At 69.5% G+C, this 14867-nt stretch carries 13 protein-coding genes; 3 read left to right on the top strand and 10 right to left on the bottom strand.

Annotated features, from left to right (window positions below; translation table 11 throughout):
• The first annotated feature begins 16 nt into the window (after window positions 1-16).
• The 3 genes from N2M23_RS14220 to N2M23_RS14210 are packed head-to-tail and all read left to right on the top strand — an operon-like array spanning window position 17 to window position 3536.
• Window positions 17-733, top strand: a complete 717-nt coding sequence (locus N2M23_RS14220) for a peptidylprolyl isomerase (RefSeq protein ID WP_265446334.1) — start codon at window positions 17-19, stop codon at window positions 731-733.
• Entirely contained in the window at window positions 730-2235 is a 1506-nt protein-coding gene (locus N2M23_RS14215; RefSeq protein WP_265446333.1) for a DUF349 domain-containing protein, read from the top strand. Before N2M23_RS14220 ends, N2M23_RS14215 begins: the two co-directional genes overlap by 4 nt.
• Complete coding sequence (locus tag N2M23_RS14210; protein WP_265446331.1) at window positions 2235-3536, top strand: M18 family aminopeptidase; 1302 nt, start codon at window positions 2235-2237, stop codon at window positions 3534-3536. Before N2M23_RS14215 ends, N2M23_RS14210 begins: the two co-directional genes overlap by 1 nt.
• A gap of 10 nt (window positions 3537-3546) precedes the next feature.
• On the opposite strand, the gene N2M23_RS14205 is transcribed toward N2M23_RS14210, so the two are convergent.
• The 10 genes from N2M23_RS14205 to N2M23_RS14160 all read right to left on the bottom strand — a co-directional run bounded on the left by N2M23_RS14205 (window position 3547) and on the right by N2M23_RS14160 (window position 14864).
• Entirely contained in the window at window positions 3547-3975 is a 429-nt protein-coding gene (locus N2M23_RS14205) for a hypothetical protein (RefSeq protein WP_265446330.1), read from the bottom strand.
• A 464-nt stretch (window positions 3976-4439) separates the two neighbouring features.
• Window positions 4440-6761 carry a RelA/SpoT family protein gene (locus N2M23_RS14200; RefSeq protein ID WP_265446329.1) on the bottom strand — a complete coding sequence of 774 codons (2322 nt, stop codon included), beginning with the start codon at window positions 6759-6761 and terminating at the stop codon, window positions 4440-4442.
• Window positions 6762-6804: 43 nt separating this feature from the next.
• Window positions 6805-7329 (bottom strand): adenine phosphoribosyltransferase, encoded by a 525-nt coding sequence (locus tag N2M23_RS14195; RefSeq protein ID WP_265446328.1) that lies wholly within the window; start codon window positions 7327-7329, stop codon window positions 6805-6807.
• An 8-nt stretch (window positions 7330-7337) separates the two neighbouring features.
• The gene (secF, locus tag N2M23_RS14190) at window positions 7338-8489 is read right to left on the bottom strand and encodes a protein translocase subunit SecF (protein ID WP_265446327.1); all 1152 of its coding nucleotides are present in this window, start codon (window positions 8487-8489) and stop codon (window positions 7338-7340) included.
• A complete protein-coding gene (gene secD, locus N2M23_RS14185; RefSeq protein ID WP_265446326.1) occupies window positions 8489-10459 on the bottom strand; it encodes a protein translocase subunit SecD in 1971 nt (656 codons plus the stop codon). Before secD ends, secF begins: the two co-directional genes overlap by 1 nt.
• A complete protein-coding gene (gene yajC, locus N2M23_RS14180) occupies window positions 10460-10846 on the bottom strand; it encodes a preprotein translocase subunit YajC (RefSeq protein ID WP_265446325.1) in 387 nt (128 codons plus the stop codon).
• A 118-nt stretch (window positions 10847-10964) separates the two neighbouring features.
• Window positions 10965-12053 (bottom strand): Holliday junction branch migration DNA helicase RuvB, encoded by a 1089-nt coding sequence (ruvB, locus tag N2M23_RS14175; protein WP_265446324.1) that lies wholly within the window; start codon window positions 12051-12053, stop codon window positions 10965-10967.
• Window positions 12054-12056: 3 nt separating this feature from the next.
• The gene (gene ruvA / locus N2M23_RS14170; protein ID WP_265446323.1) at window positions 12057-12653 is read right to left on the bottom strand and encodes a Holliday junction branch migration protein RuvA; all 597 of its coding nucleotides are present in this window, start codon (window positions 12651-12653) and stop codon (window positions 12057-12059) included.
• Complete coding sequence (gene ruvC / locus N2M23_RS14165; RefSeq protein ID WP_265446322.1) at window positions 12650-13186, bottom strand: crossover junction endodeoxyribonuclease RuvC; 537 nt, start codon at window positions 13184-13186, stop codon at window positions 12650-12652. Before ruvC ends, ruvA begins: the two co-directional genes overlap by 4 nt.
• A gap of 268 nt (window positions 13187-13454) precedes the next feature.
• Window positions 13455-14864 carry a serine hydrolase domain-containing protein gene (locus N2M23_RS14160; RefSeq protein WP_265446321.1) on the bottom strand — a complete coding sequence of 470 codons (1410 nt, stop codon included), beginning with the start codon at window positions 14862-14864 and terminating at the stop codon, window positions 13455-13457.
• Window positions 14865-14867 lie beyond the last annotated feature (3 nt).

The following is a 14867-nucleotide window of genomic DNA, read 5'->3' as shown; positions in this document are numbered from 1 at the left end:
ACAAGGAGAACCACCTGTGCGTCTCACCCGGACCCGCTCGGTCCTGGGCGCCTCCTGCCTGATCGCGGTCACCACGTTGACGGCCTGCGGCTCCAGCAGCCCGAATCCGAACCGGCAGAGCGCGTCCCTCGGCCTGGCATCCGCGGAGGCGGCCAGCGGCATCACCTGCACCACACCGCCCAAGCCGCAGACGAGCGCGCCGACATACTCGCTGCCGGACAAGGCTGCCGCGGCCGGCAAGACCTTCGTAGCCAAGCTGGTCACCAACTGCGGTGTGATCACCTTCGAGCTCGACGGGTCCAAGGCGCCGCAGACCGTCGCGTCGTTCGTGCAGTTGGCGGGTAAGTACTGGAACGACAGCCCGTGTCACCGGGTCACGACATCCGGCATCTTCGTGCTGCAGTGCGGCGACCCGACCGGCAGCGGCAACAGCACGCCGGGTTACGGCTTCGGCATCGAGAACGCACCAGCGACCGGTCAGTATCCGGCCGGCAGCGTGGCGATGGCCCGCACTCAGGACCCGGACTCCAACGGCGGCCAGTTCTTCATCGTGTATGACGACACCCAGCTGCCGACCGAGGGCGGCGGTTATTCGATCTTCGGCAAGGTGACCGGCGGCCTCGACATCGTGCAAGCTGTGGCGAAGGCCGGCACCGAGAGCCCGAACGGCGACGGCCCGCCGAAACAGCCGATCAGCATCATCAAGGTCACCGTCACCGAGAAGAAGGCATGAACACCATGTCACCCGAGAACTCGACTCCCGAGAACTCCTCCCAGGCCACCGCCGACAACGGCGAGGGCACCGAGCACGCCGCGCAGACTCCTGCCGCACCGGAGGCGACTCCCCCGGCCGATGCGGCGCAGGCCGCTGCCGCGGTGCCGGCGACTGCGCGTCCCGCCCCGCCCTCGCCGGCCTCGATCAAGCCGCACCCGCCGGCTGCGCCTGCTGCCGCCGCCGCCCCCACGACGCCGCCGGCACCGAGCAACTCGGCGTCGTTCGGCCGGGTCGCCGAAGACGGCACCGTCTTCGTGCGGACCCCGGACGGCGAACGTGAGGTCGGCTCCTACCCGGACGCCACCCACGAGGAGGCGCTGGCCTACTTCGCGCGCAAGTACGACGAGCTGGCGGCATCGGCCAACCTGCTGCTGCAGCGTGTGGTGCAGACCGACCTGTCGGTGCACGACGGGCACGAGGGTCTGCGCGGCCTGCGTGCGCAGATCGGCGACGCCCACGTCGTGGGCGATCTGGCGCAGCTGGACGCCACGGTCGAACAGATCGCGACCGCCCTCAAGGCGAAGGCTCAAGTGGAGGGTGAGGCTCGCGCCACCGCGCGTGCAGCCGCTGCCGAGCAGCGCGAAGCGGTCGTTGCCGAGGCCGAGCAGATCGCCGCGCAACCGGTGGAGAAGGTGCAGTGGAAGCAGAGCACCGCACGCATGCGTGCGCTGCTCGATGAGTGGAAGAACCTGCAGCGGTCCGGCGCCAAACTGGACAAGCCGACCGAGAACGCCCTGTGGCAGCGGTTCAGCGCCGCCCGCAACGGCTTCGACAAGACCCGCCGGTCGCACTTCGCACGCCTCGACGAGGAACACGCCGCGGTCAAGCAGCGCAAGGAGCGCCTGATCGCGGAGGCCGAGCGGCTCTCGGCGTCCAAGGAATGGGGCTCGACCGCCTCGGCCTTCAAGCGGTTGATGGGCGAGTGGAAACAGGCTGGGCGCGCCTCCCGCACGGACGACGACAAGCTCTGGGCACGCTTCAAGGCGGCCCAGGACGCGTTCTTCAACGCCAAGGACGAGGTCACTGCGGCGGAGAACAAGGAGTTCGAGGCCAACCTGGTCGTCAAGGAAGAACTGCTCAAGGAGGCCCAGGCACTGCTGCCGGTCAAGAACCTCGCAGCCACCAAGGCGGCACTGCACAAGATCCAGGACAAGTGGGATGCCGCCGGCAAGGTGCCGCGCAAGGACATGGACCGGATCGAGAAGGCAATGCGCCGCGTCGAGACCGCGGTCCGTGAGGCCGACGACTCCAAGTGGAAGAAGACCGACCCCGAGCTCGCCGCCCGCGCCCAGTCGATGGTGGACCAGTTGGAGAAGGCGGTCGCCGACCTACAGGCCGAGCTGACCCAGGCGGAGGAGAAGGGCAACCAGAAGAAGATCAAGGAGTTGCAGGAGTCGCTGAAGGCACGGCGGGCCTGGCTGGAACAGGCCCGCGGCGGCCTGCAGGACTCCGGCAACTGATGGCGGAGCAGGCAACCGCCGCCCGCGAGGTCGCGGCAGGTCTGATCGACTACCTCGGCGCGAGCCCGACACCGTTTCATGCCTGTGCCGAGACCGCACGCCAACTGCGCAGTGCCGGTTTCACCGAGCTGGCCGAGCAGGATGAGTGGCCGGCCGAGCCAGGCCGCTGGTTCGTGGTCCGCGCAGGCTCGCTGATCGCCTGGTCGAGCGAACACGCCGACGGGCCGACAGCCCGCCTGCGGGTGGTCGGCGCGCACAACGACTCCCCCAACTTCCGGATCAAGCCACAGCCGGACCTGGCTCGCGCGGGCTGGCAGCTGCTCGGGGTCGAGCCGTACGGCGGGCTGATCGCCCCGAGCTGGCTGGATCGCGATCTCGGGATCGCCGGACGGGTGGCGGTGCGCACAGCGTCCGGGACGAGCGAGCTGCTGTTTGAGGTCGACGACCCGATCCTGCGGATCTCCCGGCTCGCCATACATCTGGACCGGTCGGCGCGCGACGGTGAGCAGTTCAATCCCCAGCAGCACCTGGTCCCGCATTGGGGCCTCGGCGACACCCCGGACGACTTCCGAGCCTTCCTCGGCGAGGTGCTCGACGTGTCCCCGCGAGACGTACTCGCTTGGGACGCAATGACTTTCGACCTGCAGCCGGCCGCACTGTTCGGTCGGCGCGGCGAGCTCATCTCCGGGGCGCGGATGGACAACCTGGCCACGTCGTATGCCGGCACCCGCGCCCTGATCAGGGCCACCGAGGACGGCCCGGACGCGCCGACGACCCAGGTGCTGGCCCTCTTCGACCACGAGGAGATCGGCTCGGTCTCCGAGCGCGGCGCGCAGTCGGCCTTCCTGATGACAGTCCTCGAGCGGATCACCCGGCAACTCGGCGGCGACCGCGAGGACCTGCACCGTGCACTTGCCGGCAGTGTGGTCGCGTCAGGTGACATGGCGCATGCGACCCACCCCAACTACGCCGACCGCCACGAGCCGCAACACCGCATCGCGATCAACGGCGGCCCGGTGCTCAAGGTCAACAACAACCTGCGCTACGCAACGGATTCGGCTGGTGCCGCAGCATTTTCGCTGGCCTGCGAGCAGGCGGGAGTGCCGATGCAGAGCTTCGTGGTGCGCTCGGACCTGCCGTCCGGGTCGACGGTCGGGCCGATCACGTCGGCGCTGACGGGTGTCACCACAGTCGACTTCGGCGCGCCGACGCTGTCGATGCACTCGGTGCGCGAACTCGTCGGCACCGAGGATCAGCGGATGTACGCCGACGCGCTCACGGCGTTCCTCGCGCCTGCCTGACCACGTCCCATCACGCTCCCGGGTCCAACGCGATCAGGTCGTCCGGTGCGAAGACCTGCACCCGGTTCTTGGTTGCCAGATGGATCGGCCACCGCGGCTGCTGGTCGCACAACGCATCGGTGAGCGCGATTGCCCAGCGGCGGTCGTTCTCGGTGATCTCCGACGGTCCCGGCCGGGACAGCAGCAGCGGCACCTCGGCGACACCCACCTGATCGCGCATCATCGCGATGAACCGGGCGATGCCCGCGATCTCCTGCGGGTCCGGTCGCATCGGGATCTCGTCGACCGGCATCACCAGGTCGGCCTGTCTGCCGCGTGCGTTGAGGAAGATCAGCCAGAGGCAGCGCCGGCCGAAGCCGCCCTCCCCCATGAGCTCCCGCCAGCGTGCCAGCAGGTCTGCGTCGGTGCGAATTGCCTTGCCCTTGAACGAAGTTGTCATGCTTCCAGAGGATGCACCGACCCGGCATACGCCCGCAGAAGTTGTCCACAGGCGTGCACGCCGTGCGCAACCCGCAACCGTTTCGACTTATGCACGGCGGGTGCGCCCAAACCGTGCACAGCCCGCAACCGTTTCGACTTATGCACGGCGGGTGCGCCCGAACCGTGCACAACCCGCAACCGTTTCGACTTATGCACGCCCCCAGCCCCCGAACCGTGCACAGGCCGCAACCGTTTCGACTTATGCACGCCCCCAGCCCCCGAACCGTGCACAGGCCGCAACCGTTTCGACTTATGCACGCCCCCAGCCCCGAGACCGTGCGCAACCCGCAACCGTTTCGACTTATGCACGCCCCCAGCCCCCGAACCGCGCACAACCCGCAACCGTTTCGACTTATGCACGCCCCCAGCCCCGCAAACCGCGCACAACCCGCAACCGTTTCGAGTTATGCACGCGGGCACGCCTCAGCGCTCGGCGGCGGCGCGCTGCGGCTCGTCGCGGCGGTGGCCGGAGCCGGTGATCCGGTAGACGTCGAAGACGCCGTCGATCTTGCGGACCGCCTTGATCACGTGGTCGAGGTGGCTGGGGTCGCCCATCTCGAAGGTGAACTTGCTGATCGCCACCCGGTTGCGGGTGGTCTGCACCGACGCCGAGAGGATGTTGACGTGCTGCTCGGACAGCACCCTGGTCACATCGGAGAGCAGCGCGTTGCGGTCCAGCGCCTCGACCTGCAGCTGCACCAGGAAGACCGACGCCGCCGACGGCGCCCACGCGACGTTGAGCAGCCGCTCGGGCTGGGCCAGCAGCTGCTCGGCGTTGGTGCAGTCGCGGCGGTGCACCGACACGCCGTTGCCGGTCGTGACGAAGCCGATGATGTCGTCGCCGGGCACCGGGGTGCAGCACCGCGCGAGCTTGACCCACACGTCGTCGGTGCCGACCACGGTGACGCCGGGGTCGCTCGCCGACGCGCGCCGGTTGCGACCCATCGGGTTGGTCGCCTCGGCGAGGTCCTCGGTGGTGCCGTCCTCGCCGCCGAGCATCGAAACCAGTTGTTTGACAACGTGTTCCGGTGACACGTGGCCGTCGCCGACTGCGGCATACAGCGCATCGATGTCGCGGTACTTCAGCTGCTCGGCGACCGAGGTCAGAGTCTCGTGCGACATCAGCCGCTGGATGCCCATGCCCTTCTTGCGGATGGTGCGGGCGAGCGCATCCTTGCCGTTCTCGATCGCTTCCTCGCGGCGCTCCTTGGAGAACCACTGGCGGATCTTGTTGCGGGCGCGCGGGCTCTTGACGAAGGTCAGCCAGTCTCGGCTCGGGCCGGCGCCGTCGGCCTTGGAGGTGAGGATCTCAACGACGTCGCCGTTCTCCAACGGCGACTCCAGCGGGACCAGTCGGCCGTTGACCCGGCCGCCGATCGTGTGGTGGCCCACCTCGGTGTGCACCGCGTAGGCGAAGTCGACCGGCGTGGATCCGGCGGGCAGCCCGATCACCGACCCCTTCGGGGTGAAGACGTAAACCTCGCGAGAGCCGACGTCGAAGCGCAGCGACTCCAGGAACTCACCGGGGTCGGCGGTCTCCCGCTGCCAGTCCAGCAGCTGCCGCAGCCAGGACATGTCGTTGACCGGCCCGGCGTCGCTGCCGCTGTCGCCGGCGACCTTCTTGGCGTCCTCCTTGTACTTCCAGTGCGCCGCGACACCGTATTCGGCCCGGCGGTGCATCGCGAAGGTGCGGATCTGGATCTCCACCGGCTTGCCGCCCGGCCCGATGACCGTGGTGTGCAGCGACTGGTACATGTTGAACTTCGGCATCGCGATGTAGTCCTTGAACCGCCCGGGCAGCGGGCTCCATCGTGTGTGCAGGGTGCCGAGCACGGCGTAGCAGTCGCGCACCGACTCCACCAGCACCCGCACCGCCACCAGGTCGTAGATGTCCTCGAAGTCGCGGCCGCGGACGATCATCTTCTGGTAGACGGAGTAGTAGTGCTTCGGCCGGCCGGTGACGGTCGCCTTGATCTTCGCCGCCCGCAGGTCGGCGGTCACCTGCTCGCGCACCTGCCGCAGATACTCCTCACGGGCCGGCGCGCGGTCGGCGACCAGGCGGGCGATCTCGTCATACACCTTGGGGTAGAGGGTGGCGAAGGACAGGTCCTCCAGCTCCCACTTGATGGTGTTCATGCCGAGTCGGTGCGCGAGCGGAGCGTAGATCTCCAGCGTCTCGGTCGCCTTGCGCTGCGCCGATTCCGCCGACACGTAACGCCAGGTGCGGGCGTTGTGCAGCCGGTCGGCGAGCTTGATGACCAGCACCCGGATGTCGCGGGCCATCGCAATGACCATTTTGCGCACCGTCTCGGCCTGCGCGGCGTCACCGTAGGTCACCTTGTCGAGCTTGGTGACCCCGTCGACCAGCATCGCGATCTCGTCGCCGAACTCCTCCCGCAACTGCGCCAGGCCGTATGACGTGTCCTCCACGGTGTCGTGGAGCAGAGCTGCGGCGAGCGTGGGCGGGGTCATGCCCAGCTCCGCGAGGATGGTCGCCACCGCCAGCGGGTGGGTGATGTAGGGGTCGCCGCTCTTGCGCAACTGGCCGCGGTGGGCCTCCTCGGCGACCGCGTAGGCGCGTTCGATGATGCCGAGATCGGCCTTCGGGTGGGTCGCGCGCACGGTCGCGAGCAACGGCTCCAGCTCACGGTTGGTCGCCGGGCGCGGCGCCCCGAACCGGACGAGTCTGGCCCGCACCCGGGAGGCCGAAGAGCTTGCCCCGCCGACGCGTTCGTCCTGACTCATGCACCGAGTCTAATCGCGGCGGCTGCGCCGCAGTGGCACCCCGTCAGTCGACGTGTATGGCGTGCAGCTCGCGCCCGGGCAGCTTTTCCCGGCCGTGCAGGAACGACAGTTCGAGCAGCACCTCGAGCGCGGTCACCCGGGCGCCGGCACGTTCGATGAGTTCGGCCGCTGCGGCGGCGGTCCCGCCGGTCGCCAGCACGTCGTCGACCAGCAGCACCCGGCAGCCGGGCACGAACGCGTCGGCGGCCACCTCGATGGTCGCCTCGCCATACTCCAGGTCGTAGGAGCGGGTGTGGGTCTGCCCCGGTAGCTTGCCGGCCTTGCGGATCGGCACGAAGCCGATGCCCATCGCCTGCGCCAGCGGGGCGCCGATGATGAAGCCACGCGCCTCGATGCCGGCGACCACGTCGACCCTGCCGCGCCACCGGTCGCCGATGTCGGCCAGCACCGTGGCGAACGCCTGCGGGTCCCGGAACAGCGGGCTGAGGTCCTTGAAGACCACTCCCGGTGTCGGGAAGTCGGGCACCTCGCGGGTGTGCGTGCCGAGCACGTCGGCGGCGGTTGCCACGTGCTGCCTCAGTCCTCGTCGCGCTTGGCGAGCGGGTGGATCTCCCGGCGGCGGGTCTTGGTCGCCATCGCGGCGGCGGCTGCCTTCGCACGCTCGGGTTCGACGACGCCGGAGGCGGATTCGCCGGGCGTGTGCTCCGTCGTACCCGACTTCTCCAGCACGCTCGCCTGGCTGGACTGGAAGGCGTGTGCGCGCTTGTCCAGCTCCTTGATCGACGACTCGCGGTGCCGCAGCGAGACCAGCAGCGGGGTCGCGATGAAGATCGAGGAGTAGGTGCCGACGGCGATACCGAAGAACAACGCCAGCGCCAGGTCGAGCAGCGTGCCCGGACCGAGCAGGAAGATGCCGACCACCAGGATCGCGGTGATCGGCAGCAGCGCAACCACCGAGGTGTTGATGGACCGGACCAACGTCTGGTTCACCGCATAGTTGGCGGCCTGCGCGTAGGTGCGGTTGCCGGTCTTGATCGCCTCGTCGGTGTTCTCGCGGACCTTGTCGAACACCACGACGGTGTCGTAGATCGAGTAGCCGAGGATGGTCAGGAAGCCGATCATCGTCGCCGGCGAGATCTCGATGCCGGTGAGCGCGTAGATGCCGACGGTGAAGAACAGGTCGTGCACCAGCGCGACGAGGGCTGCCGCCGCCATCGTCCAGGTGCGGAAGTAGACCGCGAGCAACAGCGCCAGCAGCAACAGGAAGACCACCAGCGCCTGGATCGCCTTCTTGGTGACGGTGTCACCCCAGGACGGTCCGATGAACTGCGTGGTCACGTCGGAGTCCTTGGTGTTGAACTCCTTGGCGAGCGCCGCCGCGACCTTGTCGGTGTCCGCGGACGAACCATCGCCGAGCTTCTTGGTCTCGACCTTGATCGTGCTCGCGCCGGCCTTGGTCACCTGCAGGTTGTCGGCGTTGCCGACCGCATTTCGTATGGCGTCGTGCGCGCGGGTGTCGAAGTTGCTGGTGTTGGCCACCTTGGCGACCTGCACCTGCGAGCCACCCTCGAACTCCAGGCTGAAGTTGAGCCCGCGGCCGAACAGGCCGACCGCCGCGACGACCAGCAGCACCGCGGTGATGAGGTACCAGGTGCGGCGCCGGCCGATGAAGTCGATCTGCCGGCGACCGGTGTAAAGGTCGTTACCGAACTGGGCGAAGCTGGGCATCAGGCGTTTCCTCCCTGAGCGGCGGCCGTGCCGGCCGCCGCCTTCCGGTCGGCGATCGTGACGCGGCCGCGCCCGGCATACGTCACACCGCGGGCGCCCAGACGGTCCGGGTCGAAGCCGGACCACTTGTGCCCGCCGCCGAAGAACTTGGTGCGAGCCAGCAGCGTGAGCACCGGGTGGGTGAACATCATCACGACCACGAGGTCGACGATCGTCGAGAGGCCGAGGGTGAAGGCGAACGCCTTCACGTTGTCCTCACTGAGCACGTAGAGCACGGCGGAGGCGAGGAAGTTGACCGCGTCGGAGATGATGATCGTCCGCCGAGCGCGGTTCCAGCCGGTCTCGACCGCCGCGCGCAGCGGTCTGCCGGATCTGACTTCGTCGCGCACGCGTTCGAAGTAGACGATGAAACTGTCCGCGGTGATACCGATCGACACGATCAGGCCGGTGACGCCGGCCATCGTGAGCCGGAACCCGCTGGTCGTGCCGAGCAGCGTGACCAGGCCGTAGCTCAGGATCCCCGCAACGATCAGCGAGAGCACCGTGACGAAGCCGAGCGCGCGGTACTGCAGCAGCGAGTACACGACGACCAACGCCAATCCGATCAGACCGGCGATGAGCGCCTTCTGCAACTGGTCCCCGCCGACCTCGGGGCTCACCTGGCTGGAGGTCAACTCCTTGAACGAGAACGGCAGCGCGCCGAACTTCAGCTGATTGGCGAGCGTCTTGGCGGTCGAGTTGGTGAACCCACCGGTGATCTGCGCATTGCCGTCGGTGATCGGCTGGTTCACGCCCGGGCTGGAGATGACCTGGCCGTCGACGGTGATCGCGAAGGTGTTCTGCGGGGTGTTCTGCTGGAAGGTCATCAGCCGCTTGGTGACGTCCGCGAAGGCGGAGGTGCCCTTGCTGTTGAAGTCCAGGTTGACCGCGACCTGACCGGTCTGCTGGCCCTGCTGGTTGCTGACCTGGCCGTATGTCGCGTCGCTGAGTTCCTTACCGGACACCTCCGACGGCCCCATCAGGTACTTCTGGCTGCCGTCCTGCGCGCACATGACCGCCGGCTGGTCCAGCGGCGCGCGGGCCGCGACCTCGCGCCACTGCTCCAGGCTCGGGCCGCCCTTGGCGGCTTCGGTGGTGCAGGGGAACTTCGAGTAGAGCTCCTGGTAGGTCGTGCCCTGCGGCACCAGGTTGTTGGTCACCCAGATCTCGTCGACGGTCTTGCTCGCCCACGCGGTGTCACTGGCCGACGTCGGCTGCTGACCGGCGCCGGGCAACTGGCGCTGCACAGGAGGGGTCGGGGTGGCCGAACCGCTCGGCGTGGCAGACGGTTTCGCGGACGCGGAGCCACTCGGCGACGCGCTGGGCGAGGGCGAGCTGGTCTCGGCCTTGAAGGCCTGCGGGAGCACGTCGTTGGCACCGGAGGAAGCCGCACCCGAGGGCGACACGCTCTGGCTGCCGCTCGCCTTCGGCGACGCACTGCCCGAAGGCGATGCCGAGGGGCTCCCGGACGGCGAGGCACTGCCCGAGGAGCTCGGCATCGGGGTCGGGGCCGCCGGCTGCACCGGCTGCGAGTCGATGACCGCACGGAAGGCCAACTGCGAGGATTGCGCGAGTGAGTTGAGCGTCTGCTGGCTCGGATTGCCCGGCAGCGACACGACGATCAGGTTGCTGCCGAGGGTGCTGACCTGCGCCTCGGAGACACCGTTGCCGTTGACCCGGTTACGGATAATGTCGACGGCCTGGTTGACCTGGCCCTTGTTGACCGACTCGCCCTTGCCGACGATCGGCTGCAGGGTGATCTGCCGACCGCCTTCGAGGTCGAGGCCGAGCAGCGGGGTCCACTTGCCCTTCGGCGACGACCACGCAGTGGTGCCGGCAATGCCGGCAAACAGCGCGATCACCAGCAACAGCAGGATCACCAAGGTCCGGCGCGGTGACCCGCCCGGGGAACGACGTGCTCGGGTTGCCACCTAGTCGGCCTTCGTCTCGGGGTTGTTGTCCTGCTGCGGGGTGTCGCTCGCGTCGGACTTCGTCAGGTCGGTCTTCGGCTGCTCGGTCTTCGGCTGGTCCACCGCGCCCTCGGCGGGCTGCACCGACGCTGCCCCACCGGGACGCAACTGCGTGCGGGGCACGATCGCGCGCCGGTCGAACCGAAGCTGCACCCCGGGGGCGACCTCGATCGTGCCGATCTCGTCGTCCATCGCGACGAGGGTACCGAGCAGGCCGGAGGTGGTGCTCACCTCGCTGCCGACGGTGATCTCGGACTGCGCCTTCTGCATCTGCTGTTGCCTGCGGCGCTGCAGCCAGAAGAGCCACGCGAGCAGCACGAGAGGTATGAGGAAGAGCAGGGTGCCCATCGAGGTGTCAGTCCTTGGTGGTCGAGGTGTGCGGTGACTGCCCGCGATGACAGCCGACCGGTGAGTCTAATGCCCAACGAGAGCAGGCCCGCGCGAGGTTCCGCGCGCGGGCGCGGCGTCAGTCGCCGAAGCGACCACCGCTGTCGTCGATCGGCAGCTGCGGCATACCCGTCGCGTCAGGGGGCGGCGTGAGCCCCAGGTGCTCCCAGGCCGCCGCCGACGCAGCGCGGCCGCGCGGGGTGCGCACCAGGTAGCCTTCGCGGACCAGGTAGGGCTCGGAGACGGTCTCGACCGTGTCGGGCTCCTCACCGACCGCGACCGCGAGTGTCGACAGGCCCACTGGTCCGCCGCCGAACCTCCGGCAGAGCGCCTCGAGGACGGCGCGGTCGAGCCGATCCAGCCCCTGTTCGTCGACGTCGAAGAGGTCGAGCGCCGCCCGGGCAGCGCCGCGGTCGAGCACCCCGGCACCGTGCACCTGCGCGTAGTCGCGCACCCGGCGCAGCAGCCGGTTGGCGATGCGGGGGGTGCCCCGCGACCGGCCGGCGATCTCCTCGACGCCCTGCGGGGTCGTCTCGATGCCCAGCAGGCCGGCGTTGCGGGTGACGATCTGCGCGAGGTCGGCCGGGTCGTAGAAGTCCAGGTGCCCGGTGAAGCCGAACCGGTCACGCAGCGGCGCCGGTAGCAGACCGGCCCGGGTCGTCGCGCCGACGACCGTGAACGGCGGCAGTTCGAGAGGTATGGCGGTGGCCCCGGGGCCCTTGCCGACGATCACGTCGACGCGGAAGTCCTCCATCGCCAGGTAGAGCATCTCCTCCGCGGGCCGCGCCATACGGTGGATCTCGTCGAGGAAGAGCACTTCGCCCTCGGCCAGCGAGGACAGGATCGCGGCCAGGTCGCCGGCGTGCTGGATCGCCGGGCCGCTGGTGATCCGGATCGGCTGCTCCAGCTCGGCGGCGATGATCATCGCGAGCGAAGTCTTGCCGAGGCCGGGCGGCCCGGACAGCAGCACGTGGTCCGGCGGCTTCTGCCGGCGCCGGGCCGCTTCGAGCACCAGCCCGAGCTGGTCGCGCACCCGCGGCTGCCCTGGGAAGTCGGCCAGCTTCTTGGGCCGCAGCGCGGCCTCGATGCGGCGTTCCTCGTCGTCCCCGCCGGGGTCGACGATGCGTGCGGTCGCGTCGTAGGACTCGTCGTCGTAGGCGTCGCTCACCGGTCAGCGCCCCAGCTCGCGCAGCGCGGCCTTGAGCAGCGCGGAGACCTCGGTGAGCTCCGGGTCGGCGGCGGCGACCTTGGCGACGGCGTCGTCGGCCTGCTTGGCCGACCAGCCGAGACCGACCAGTGCCTCGCTGACCTGTCCGTGCTGGGTCGAGGTCGGCGCGGCCGGGGCCTCGGGCGCGCTCGATGCGACGACGGGGCCGACCTTGTCCTTGAGCTCGAGCACGATGCGCTCGGCGCCCTTCTTGCCGACGCCGGGCGTCTTCACCAGCCGCGGGACGTCACCCTCGGCGATCGCGGCACGGATCTCGTCGGGGGCGGCAACAGCGAGCATTGCCAAGGCGATTCGCGGGCCGACGCCGCTGACGGTCTGCACCAGCTCGAAGAGGTCGCGCTCGTCGGTGCCGCCGAAGCCGTAGAGGGTGAGCGCGTCCTCGCGCACGACGAGGCTGGTCGAGAGGTCGGCCTCCTGGCCGGGTCGCAGAGCAGCGGCGGTGCCGGGCGTGGTGTGCACCAGGTAGCCCACTCCCCCGACGTCGACCACGACCTGGTCGAGGCCGGCGTGCAGCACCGGGCCGCGCAGGTTGGCAATCATCGACGGACCGCCTGGAGTGCCGTCTGCTGGCGGGCGACGGCGGCGGCGATCCGGTCCTGCGCGCCGCCCCGCCATACCTGGCAGATGGCGATCGCGAGCGCGTCGGCGGCGTCTGCGGGTTTGGGCGCGGTCTGCAGTCGCAGGATGCGGGTGACCATCGCGGTGACCTGGGCCTTGTCGGCGCGGCCGTTGCCGGTCACCGAAGCCTTCACCTCGCTCGGGGTGTGCAGCGCGAGCGGCAGCCCGCGGCGCGCCGCCGCGAGCATGGGTATGGCGGAGGCCTGCGCGGTGCCCATGATCCCCTTGATGTTGGCCTTGGCGAAGACCCGTTCCACCGCAACGGACTCGGGCTCGTGCCGCTCCATCCACTCGTCGATCTCGGTCTGCAGGCTGAGCAGCCGCTCTGCCGGGTCGTCGGTGACCGGGGTGCGGATCACGCCGACGGCGATCATCCGCAACGGCGTGCCGATCCCGCCTTCGACGACGCCCAACCCGCACCGGGTCAGGCCGGGGTCGACTCCGAGCACGCGCATGAGCGGGGCTATCTCCTTCGGGACGGGCAGGGTCCGACATATGTTCGGCGCGTCCAGCTTAGGCGGAGCCCCCGTCATACCTGCGAAGGCGGGGGCGGCGCGTCGGCCCGGACCGCCCCGGCCCGCGGCCCCCGGCAAAAGTCGACCCTCGGCATAGCGACGCGCAGAAAATCGCGACTCTCACGGCGTGTTGGTCTGCCGAGGGTCGAGAAATGCCGGCCGCGCCCGCCCTAGCCCGACCGCCTAGCCCGACCGCCCTACCCCTGGACTACCGGAGGCGGTGAAAAGACGGCTCCGGGCCGTGCAGCGGCGGCTGGCTCCACTGCAAGCACGCCGTCCCGGCGGCCGCGTCGACCGACAGCTCGATCGTGTGTGGGGTCTGGATCATCCGCAGCTGGGCGCGGAACCGGCCATCGACGAAGCCGCCCGCGGACCGGAACGGCACTCCGTCCGTCCAGTCGCCCGCGACCCACTGCCCGTCACCGATCGGCAGCTGCCGGACGCGGTCGCCGTGGCGGAAATCGGCAACCCAGCCGGTGCCCTCGCGTCGCAGCGCGACGGAGTCGACCGAGGCAGCCGCGTCCCCGCTGGTGCGAGCAACCGGCTCGAAGCCGTCGCCGGAGCGGTCGTTCGGCGGCAGCGGGATCGCGACCTCGGCCAGTCGGGTCGCGAGCGCTGCGTCGGCATCGGCCGACCCCGCACCGGCATCGCCGGACAGGCCCGGCAGCAGGTGCTGCCACACGGCATCCAGCACGCGCTGCATGTCAGTCGTCTCAGAGGTCAGCGCCAGCACGGCGTCCTGCTCCGGCAGCACCAGGCAGAACTGCCCATACGCGCCGTCTCCGCGAAAACCGTTGCGGCACATCCAGAACTGGTAGCCGTACCCCTGTGCCCAATCCACGGGCAGCTCGTCCGCGTCCACTCCGGGCCTGCGGTGCGCGAGGTCGTTCGGCATCTGGATCGACGTCGCTTCGTCGACCCATTCGGCCGGCACGAGCTGCCGGCCGTCCCACTCGCCGCGCTGCAGGAGCAACTGGCCGAAGCGCGCGATCGCGTCGGTGGAGACGTGCAGGCCCGAGAATCCGGCGTCGTGCCCGTGCCCGTCGGTGAACCAGCCGGCGTGACCGACACCGAGTGGTTCGAACAGCCGCGGCCGCAGGTAGTCGACCAGTCGTTCGCCGGCGCTCGCCTCGACGAGCCGCGCCACCGTGTGGGTGGCGAACTGGTTGTAGGTGAAGACACTGCCCGGTGCCCAGTCCGGCGGCAGCCGCAGGAACGCCGCGAGCCAGTCGGCCTCGGCATACAGGACCGGATCGTCGAGGTGACCGGTCGCCATCCGCAGGCAGTCACGGACGGTGACCTCGCGCCAGTGCTCGCCGATGTCCTGCGGCACCAGCTCCGGCACCAGATCGACGACTCGGTCGTCATACCGAAATCGCTTCTCCGACACCGCGATTCCCGCGGCCGCACTGACGAAGCTCTTGCTCAGCGAGTAGAGCAGGTTGACCTGCTCCTCCTCGTATGGCGCCCAGTGGGCCTCTGCGACGACGGTGCCGTGCCGCATCAGCATGAGGCTGTGCAGCTCGACGCCGCCTGCGGCCAGCGCGTCGAGCAGCCCTGCGATCGCGGCAGCGTCGACGCCCTGCTCGTCGGGCGTGGCCCGTGGCAGGGCGGGCACCAC

Origin of the sequence: Flexivirga meconopsidis (genome assembly GCF_026162425.1) — a bacterium.
In the GTDB taxonomy this organism is placed as follows: Bacteria; Actinomycetota; Actinomycetes; order Actinomycetales; family Dermatophilaceae; genus Flexivirga; species Flexivirga meconopsidis.
This window is presented reverse-complemented; position numbering and strand designations above follow the sequence as displayed.